This is a genomic window from Streptococcus moroccensis (assembly GCF_030812835.1).
Taxonomy (GTDB): domain Bacteria; phylum Bacillota; class Bacilli; order Lactobacillales; family Streptococcaceae; genus Streptococcus; species Streptococcus moroccensis.
On the sequence record NZ_JAUSTM010000042.1, the window covers coordinates 1 to 8,001 of the forward strand.

Genomic DNA, 8,001 nt, shown 5'->3' on the forward strand with positions numbered 1-8,001 from the left:
AAAATTGGATCAATCATTATCCTAAGAAAATACTGAACTATTTGTCTCCTGCACAGTTTCTTAAAAATGGCTAACTTCTACTTGAAATTTAGCATCTTCATGAAAAGTGCAGTCTTGAAATCTATTATGATAATGATAAGATATAAAAATCGATAACTTAAAGCTTATTTAATAGCACTGTCTAAGGCTGTGCTCTTAAACTTATCCAGTATCTTTAGGATATCATTTTGTTTTGAAAAAGGTCGTAGATGTTTTGACTTGTCTAAGCTTGAGACTTTCAGGATTATTTTTGATTAGAGATAACCCATCGTTTTCTGCGTTCCAAGCTGATCTCGTAGGAAAAGCACCCCAATTGCTAGATGATAACTAACTGTTGGAGTGCTTTACTGTCTAGTGTGCCTTAACGATGAAGGATGACTAAAATTTGTCTAGTGTTGGGACCTCGATAAAGCTATTCCTCTTTCTGTTTTTTGGACTTTAGGAGCCCTAAGCTTGAGAATAGGCCAAGACCTAAGAAGGACAAAAGAGATCCGCTATCTCCAGTTTTAGGAAGAACTGGAGAAGTTGTGCTTGATTGGCTAACAGAAACGCCACTTGTTTGAGTCGAACTTGAAGCAGCAGTACTAGCATAAACAACAGCGTATTTACTAAAATGCTCTGCCCAGAAAACAACTGCATCATAAGCATGCCCATGCTCATCATAGGCAATCGTTTGGGTAAATTCAAGTGAAACGGATGAGTCGTCAGTTGGCAGGTAAAGAACAGCTTCAACGATCTTCCCAGAGTCAATAGGAAGAGTAACAAGCGCTGCATGAGTGATGTCTAATTCCTTGTCTTGTGCGTCAATCACTTCGATATCATAAAGGTCAAAATCTTTGCCTTCTAGAACATTAGGAATACTAGAAGAGTTTGCATCAAGATGGACAACACGGATTCCTGTTGCAGGAATACTTTCGCCATTACCTAGAGCAACATAAACACCCGTTTCGAGGTCATAAAGGACTATTCGACTGTCCTTTGGTTGCTCAGTTGTTGGTGTATAATAGCCAGGACGGTAGGTTGGTACTGACGGATTTGGTTTTGGCTGAGGTTTGGTTTCAGGATTAGGCTTAGGTTGAGGTTTTGGCTGTGGCTGAGGAGCAGGTTGAGGGGCTTCATCCTTAACAAAAGGATCAGTTCCTTGCTCTAATTCATCTTGATTAGAAATGCCATCACCATCAACGTCTGCTTCAGGTGTTAATGGGATAACACGCTCATTACTTGTTATAGAAGCATACTTAGAAAGGTCAGGTGTTTTTGCGAGGAAATCTGCAAAGACTTCATCCATGGAAGGTCCCTCTTCCCTAGCTCCACCTAACATGTCGTAACCGTCACCACCTGCAGCCACAAAGTCATTAGTTGCTAGATAGTAGTTTTTCTCAGTGTCTAGGGCATCGTAAGTTCCTGTCTCTTTATTTAACACTTCGATTTTTAGAACACGGTTACCTGATTCAGCTAATGGGTTATAGTATACTTTAGCACCTGAAACTTGGAGATAGAAGCCTGCTGCACTAAAGAGAGGTTGGCCATTTTCATCCGTAACATGAGAGCCGTCATCGTTGGTTTGAAGAGCTGAGCTGAGGGATTTTTCAAACATTTGAAGAATTTGACTTCCCTTGACCTCGATTTGAGAAATGATGTTACCAAATGGGAGGACAGCAATGATATCACCTTTTGTAATAGGTTGATTGGCAAGAATTGTTTCGCGAATTCCGCCACCATTGGTGACGGCTAAATCAGTCTTATTGGTGAACCCAGTTTGGCCATAATCGTAAAGAGCATCTGTAATGGCATTTCCTGAATTGGTTTCTCGAACCCTGACATTCGAACGGTCACCGTTGAGTTCAACAGTATTGTTATCCACAACAATTTTGGCATTTTCCGTGTCAAATTTAGCTTTTGCTTCAGCGACTATGGCAGCTACTTGGTCATTAGGTACGAGACTTGCTGTATCAGCTGCTTTAATAAAGTCAGGTGTTACGGTATTGTTGGTTAACGTAATTTTCCCAATGTTGTTGAGGTAACTACCGGTTTGAGTATAGGTCACATTAGCACCATATGTAGCAGTACTAACGGAATGGGAATGACCATCGATCACAATGACAGTTTTGCCTGTCAAGACCGCAAATTCTGATAAGGCTTGAGCAAGAGTATCTCCACGCCATTCAGATGGCGTACTTTCATCAATACCCAAATGGGCTAAAATAATATAGTTGTTGTAAGATTTACCTTCAGCTCTACCATTAGCTTCAACCTGCTCAATCGCTTTTTTGACTTCTGAGATAGGATCAGCAAAAATCACATTCTTCACGTTTTTGGGGTGTGTTTTGGTAGCAGTTTCAGGGGTTGTGACACCAATGACAACAAATTCGTCACCTGGTGTATCAGGGGTTTTATCTACGATAGTAGAGGCTTCAAATAAACGAACATTATCAACATAGGTATTGGCTGATAGGAGAGGAAATTCTAAAATTTCTTTATAGGCTTGAGCTTGTTCTAAACTAAAGTCAAACTCATGGTTACCAACTGCCATAGCATCGTAACCAATCGCATTCATGGCTTTTGCTAATTCAACCCCTTTGCTGGCGTTTGAAATAGGTAAGCCTTGAAAAGCATCACCAGCATCAAGAACGAGAGTTGTTTGGTCCGCTTTTTCGCGCTCTTCTTCAACAACAGTTGCCAACTTGGCGAGTCCAATGACCCCTCTATCCTCAAGCATACGGCCGTGGATATCATTGGTGTGAAGAATAACAGTTGATTTAGATGTTGTGTCATCGCTTGCTGCTACGGCTGTATTTGCGTCAGACGGCGCATTTGAATCTTGGGAATCAGCTTTCTCTGAGATTGCAACAGGCTCTGATGTTTCAGTTTCATTAGTCGTTTCGGATGGAACAATTTCCTCGCTTGTTGCTGGGGACTGATTGTCAGCTGGTAAAGCTGCTTCAGTTTCTTCTGTAAGAGCACCCTCAGTCGTATTATCGCTTGCTGGTGTTATAGCAGATGTTGTTGCAAGGGAGTCATTTGCTGGATTAACAGTTTCAGAGGCCTTAACAGTTGTCTGCCCTTGACTTAGCAAGAAAGTTGATAGTAAAACCATTGATGAGGTAACAATAAACGGTTTCTTTTTCATAAGAACTCCTTTTTTTATGTGATACTTTAATTATACCAAAAGTCGAATGAATTTTAGATGAAAACGCTGTAAATGTTTGGAAAAAATAAAAGGGCTATAAATGTAAAAACGCTTTGGTCGACCTATTATTATATGAGTGCTTAAATAATTTTTAAATTTTATCAGAATACTTTAAAAATTCATTAAAATAGAGTATAATGAGACCATTACATTATTTTGAAATGAGTTGAGGTATTATCTATGGGATACACTGTTGCTTTGGTTGGCGCGACTGGCGCTGTTGGAACACGCATGATTCAGATGTTGGAGGAGTCTTCTCTTCCTATTGACAAAGTCCGCTTTCTAGCGTCTGCTCGGTCAGCTGGAAAAACGTTGGCATACAAGGGTCAGGAAATTGTTATCGAAGAAACAACAGAAGATGCGTTTGAAGGTGTTGACATTGCTCTTTTCTCAGCAGGTGGTTCAACGTCGGCAAAATATGCACCCTATGCAGTTAAAGCTGGTGCAGTAGTTGTTGACAATACCTCTTATTTCCGCATGAACAAGGATGTTCCTTTAGTTGTCCCTGAAGTTAACGGACATGCTCTTGCAGATCATAAGGGTATCATTGCTTGTCCTAACTGCTCGACCATTCAAATGATGGTTGCTTTAGAACCTGTTCGTCAGCAATGGGGATTAGAGCGTGTTATCGTTTCGACTTATCAAGCTGTTTCTGGTGCTGGACAGTCTGCTATCAATGAAACAGAAAACCAATACCGTCAAATCTTAAATGATGGCGTAGCCCCTAAAGATGTCACAGCAAATATTTTACCATCAGGTGGTGATAAGAAACACTATCCAATCGCTTTTAACGCTCTTCCTCAAATCGATGTCTTTACAGATAATGATTATACCTATGAAGAGATGAAGATGACAAATGAGACCAAGAAGATTATGGAAGACGACAGTATTGCTGTATCAGCAACCTGTGTGCGTATTCCAGTCTTATCTGGTCATTCTGAGTCTGTCTACATTGAAACAAAAGAAGTGGCCCCAATAGAGGACGTTAAAGTTGCCATTGCTGCCTTCCCAGGTGCTGTTCTTGAAGATGATGTCTCAACACAAACCTATCCTCAAGCGATTAATGCCGTTGGAAGTCGTGATACTTTTGTCGGACGTATCCGCAAAGACTTGGATGCTGAAAAAGGCATTCATATGTGGGTCGTTTCTGATAACTTACTAAAAGGTGCTGCATGGAACTCTGTCCAAATCGCTGAGGAATTGCATCTCCGTGGTCTTGTTCGTCCAACAGAGAACCTTGTTTTTGATTTGAAGTAATTCAGATTCCCAAATATAGGAGGGAACTTATGTCTTTAGAAACGTTAAAAAATGCACGTATTATAACCGCCCTAGTGACTCCCTTTAAGGAAAATGGCGACATCAATTTTGAAGCCTTACCAAAATTGATTAACTATTTACTTGACCACCACACAGAGGGTATACTTCTTGCAGGAACGACTGGAGAAAGTCCTACATTAACACACGATGAAGAGTTAGAACTCTTTGCTGCTGTACAAGAAATTGTTGATGGTCGCGTTCCGTTGATCGCAGGTATCGGTACCAATGATACACGAGATTCGGTTGAGTTTGCCAAGGAAGTTGCTGCTTTTGGTGGCTTTGATGCGGGATTGGCGATTGTTCCTTATTACAATAAACCAAGTCAGGAAGGATTATACCAACATTTCAAAGCTATTGCTGAGGCAAGTGACTTACCAATCATGCTCTATAATGTTCCTGGTCGTGTAGTGACAGCACTAGCACCTGAGACAACGCTTCGTCTCGCAGCACTACCAAATATTATAGCCATTAAAGACTGTACCGACTTGGATAATTTGGCCTACTTAATCGAACATAAGCCAGATGATTTCTTAGTTTATTCAGGGGAGGACAATTTAGCTTTTCATGCCATGGCATTGGGGGCAGATGGATTAGTCAGCGTTGCTTCTCATACCAATGGGGATGAGTTCTATGAAATGTTTGAGGCGATCAGTGATCAGGATTTAGCTAGGGCAGCTCAAATTCAGCGCCAGCTTGTACCAAAAGTATCTGCTCTGTTCTCTGTTCCTAGTCCTGCACCTGTTAAGGCCGTCCTCAATTATCGCGGTTTTGAAGCTGGTCCCTTGCGTTTGCCTTTGGTGGCCTGTACGGATGAGGAAGCGAAAAAGATTGTTGAAATCGTTGAACAATAGATTACTGATGCTTTAATGAGAACGTTTTAATTCTTAATTTTGGCCTTAAAACATCTATGTTTAAAACGTTAGAAAACAATGGAAGGGTTCTATGTAAGAGTTCTCAAATGCTAAAAGGCTGGACGGTTGTCTATACCTTTTAGCATTTTAAGTTTGTCTTTAGCGGTGAAAATAACCCATTGTTAAGAACAGCTTTATTGAATCGGAGGTAGAAATATTGTCTGGTAAATGTGGTATAATAGCAGCAAGGAGATGATATGTATAAGACTCATTCGTCAGGAGAAAAAATACGCTTATTTGCTTTACTGTTTCTTCCTATCTTGATTTACCAGCTTGCTAATTATTCGGCCTCCTTTATTGACACCATGATGACTGGCCGATATGCTACAGTAGACCTGGCTGGAGTGTCGATGGCAACCAGCCTTTGGAATCCATTTTTTACCTTTTTAACGGGGATTGTCTCTGCCTTAGTACCAATAGTTGGTCAACATTTAGGGCGAGGCGATGAAAAAAGTGTATCGCGGGAATTTCACCAGTTTACCTATATGAGCATCGGGCTATCCTTATTTTTTTGGATTCTTGTCCAATTGGGTGCGGATCATGTCCTTGCTCTTCTAGGATTGGAAGAGTCTGTTTATCAGGTCGCTAGTAACTATTTGTCTTGGCTTTCACTAGGGATTTTTCCGCTGTTTTTATTCAGTGTGTGTCGCAGTTTGTTTGATGCTTTGGGACTAACGCGTCTTTCCATGGTGTTAATGCTCCTCTTGGTTCCTTTAAATTCCTTTTTTAATTACGTGCTTATTTTTGGCAAAATGGGATTACCCGAAATGGGAGGAGCTGGAGCCGGTTTGGGAACAGCTTTAGCCTACTGGTTTGTGTTAATGCTTGTGGTAGCTATCCTAATGTTGCATCCAAAAGTTAAGGCCTATCGTTTATGGGAGTTGTCTTCTATTGATGTCAAGGACATGTCCTCAGGATTTCGACTCGGTTTACCGATAGGGGGTGCTATCTTTGCAGAAGTGGCTATCTTTGCTGTAGTAGGCCTTCTAATGGCTAAGTATTCGACAGCCTTGATAGCTTCTCATCAAGCTGCCATGAATTTTGCCAGTTTAATGTATGCCTTTCCTGTTTCAATTGCAACAGCCTTACCGATTGCGGTGTCTTATGAGGTCGGTGCTAGGCGATATGAAGAAGCGAGACAGTATGCTAGGATTGGCCGTTTATTAGCATTCGGCTTTGTTTCCATCACTTTAATCTTTTTGTTTTTATTCCGCTACAAGGTAGCAGCCCTATACGGAACTGACCCTTCATTTATAGAACGGACTGGAATATTTCTAACTTATAGTCTATTCTTTCAGCTGGCAGATGCCTTCACAGCTCCCGTACAGGGGATTTTAAGGGGATACAAGGATACACGACTTCCTTTTTTATTAGGTGTTATCGCTTATTGGGGGATTTCCTTGCCAAGTGCTTTTTTACTTGAGTGGTTAACCCCTTTAGGTCCTTACAGTTATTGGGTTGGTTTGATTCTAGGAATATTTTCAAGTGGATTATTGCTTTCTAAGCGATTAACCACTATTCAAAGACGGTTTGATGGTCTTAAAAAATAAATAATGGATTTCAAATTATCTAGGCTAATCAGTTGAAATGATTACCATAAACTAAGGAGGATTATGATGTCACAAATTATTTTAGTTACAGGAGCTTCTGCAGGTTTTGGCCAAAACATTTGTCAAACTTTAGTTGAAAAAGGATACAAGGTCATTGGAGCTGCAAGACGTTATGAAAAATTGCAACGCATTCAAGAGGAACTGGGAGAGCAGTTTTACCCTTTACAGATGGACGTCTCTCAGCCAGAACAGGTTGACAAAGCCTTAGCTAGTCTACCAGTTGGATGGCAAGAAATTGATGTCCTTGTCAATAATGCTGGGTTAGCACTAGGACTTGATCCTGCATTTGAAGCGAGTTTTGAGGATTGGCAGACAATGATAAATACCAACATTATAGGGTTGACCTATGTGACTCGAAAGATTTTGCCTACCATGGTCTCTCGAAATCAGGGTCATGTTATCAATATAGGGTCTACAGCAGGAACAGTTCCCTATCCAGGAGGGAATGTCTATGGAGCGACTAAAGCTTATGTCAAACAATTTAGTCAAAATTTACGGGCAGATTTAGCCGGAACGCGGATTCGTGTTACCAATATTGAGCCAGGTCTTTGTGGTGGAACCGAATTTTCCAATGTTCGTTTTAAGGGGGATGACGACAGAGCAACCAAACTGTATGATGGGGCAGGCAGTATCCAGCCTGAGGATATTGCAAACACAGTTCTTTGGGCCTTAGAGCAACCAGCACATGTTAATATTAGTCGTATCGAAATCGTTCCAGTTTCTCAAACATTTGGGCCACAACCTATTGACCGCACCTTGTGGAACGATGATTCCTTATTGTAAGCTAAAGAAAGAATTGGATGGGCGTTCGTAGTCCATCTGATTTTTTTTAGTTGCTTTTGCTAAATTTCAAGTAGAAGTTAGCCATTTTTAAGAAACTGTGCAGGAGACAAATAGTTCAGTATTTTCTTAGGATAATGATTGATCCAATTTT

The 8,001-nt window shown here is 40.8% G+C and carries 5 protein-coding genes; 4 read left to right on the forward strand and 1 reads right to left on the reverse strand.

What is annotated here, in order from left to right:
- Positions 1–451 precede the first annotated feature (451 nt).
- Entirely contained in the window at positions 452–3,169 is a 2,718-nt protein-coding gene (locus tag J2S23_RS10970) for a 5'-nucleotidase C-terminal domain-containing protein (RefSeq protein WP_370868720.1), read from the reverse strand.
- Between the two features lie 240 nt (positions 3,170–3,409).
- Between J2S23_RS10970 and J2S23_RS10975 the strand changes: the two genes are divergently transcribed.
- From J2S23_RS10975 to J2S23_RS10990, 4 genes are all read left to right on the forward strand, one after another.
- Positions 3,410–4,486, forward strand: a complete 1,077-nt coding sequence (locus J2S23_RS10975) for an aspartate-semialdehyde dehydrogenase (RefSeq protein ID WP_307122758.1) — start codon at positions 3,410–3,412, stop codon at positions 4,484–4,486.
- A gap of 29 nt (positions 4,487–4,515) precedes the next feature.
- A complete protein-coding gene (gene dapA, locus J2S23_RS10980; protein ID WP_307122759.1) occupies positions 4,516–5,397 on the forward strand; it encodes a 4-hydroxy-tetrahydrodipicolinate synthase in 882 nt (293 codons plus the stop codon).
- Positions 5,398–5,654: 257 nt separating this feature from the next.
- Complete coding sequence (locus tag J2S23_RS10985) at positions 5,655–7,007, forward strand: MATE family efflux transporter (RefSeq protein WP_307122760.1); 1,353 nt, start codon at positions 5,655–5,657, stop codon at positions 7,005–7,007.
- A gap of 66 nt (positions 7,008–7,073) precedes the next feature.
- Positions 7,074–7,850: an SDR family oxidoreductase gene (locus J2S23_RS10990; protein ID WP_307122761.1), complete on the forward strand. Its 777-nt coding sequence runs from the start codon at positions 7,074–7,076 to the stop codon at positions 7,848–7,850.
- Positions 7,851–8,001: the final 151 nt, after the last annotated feature.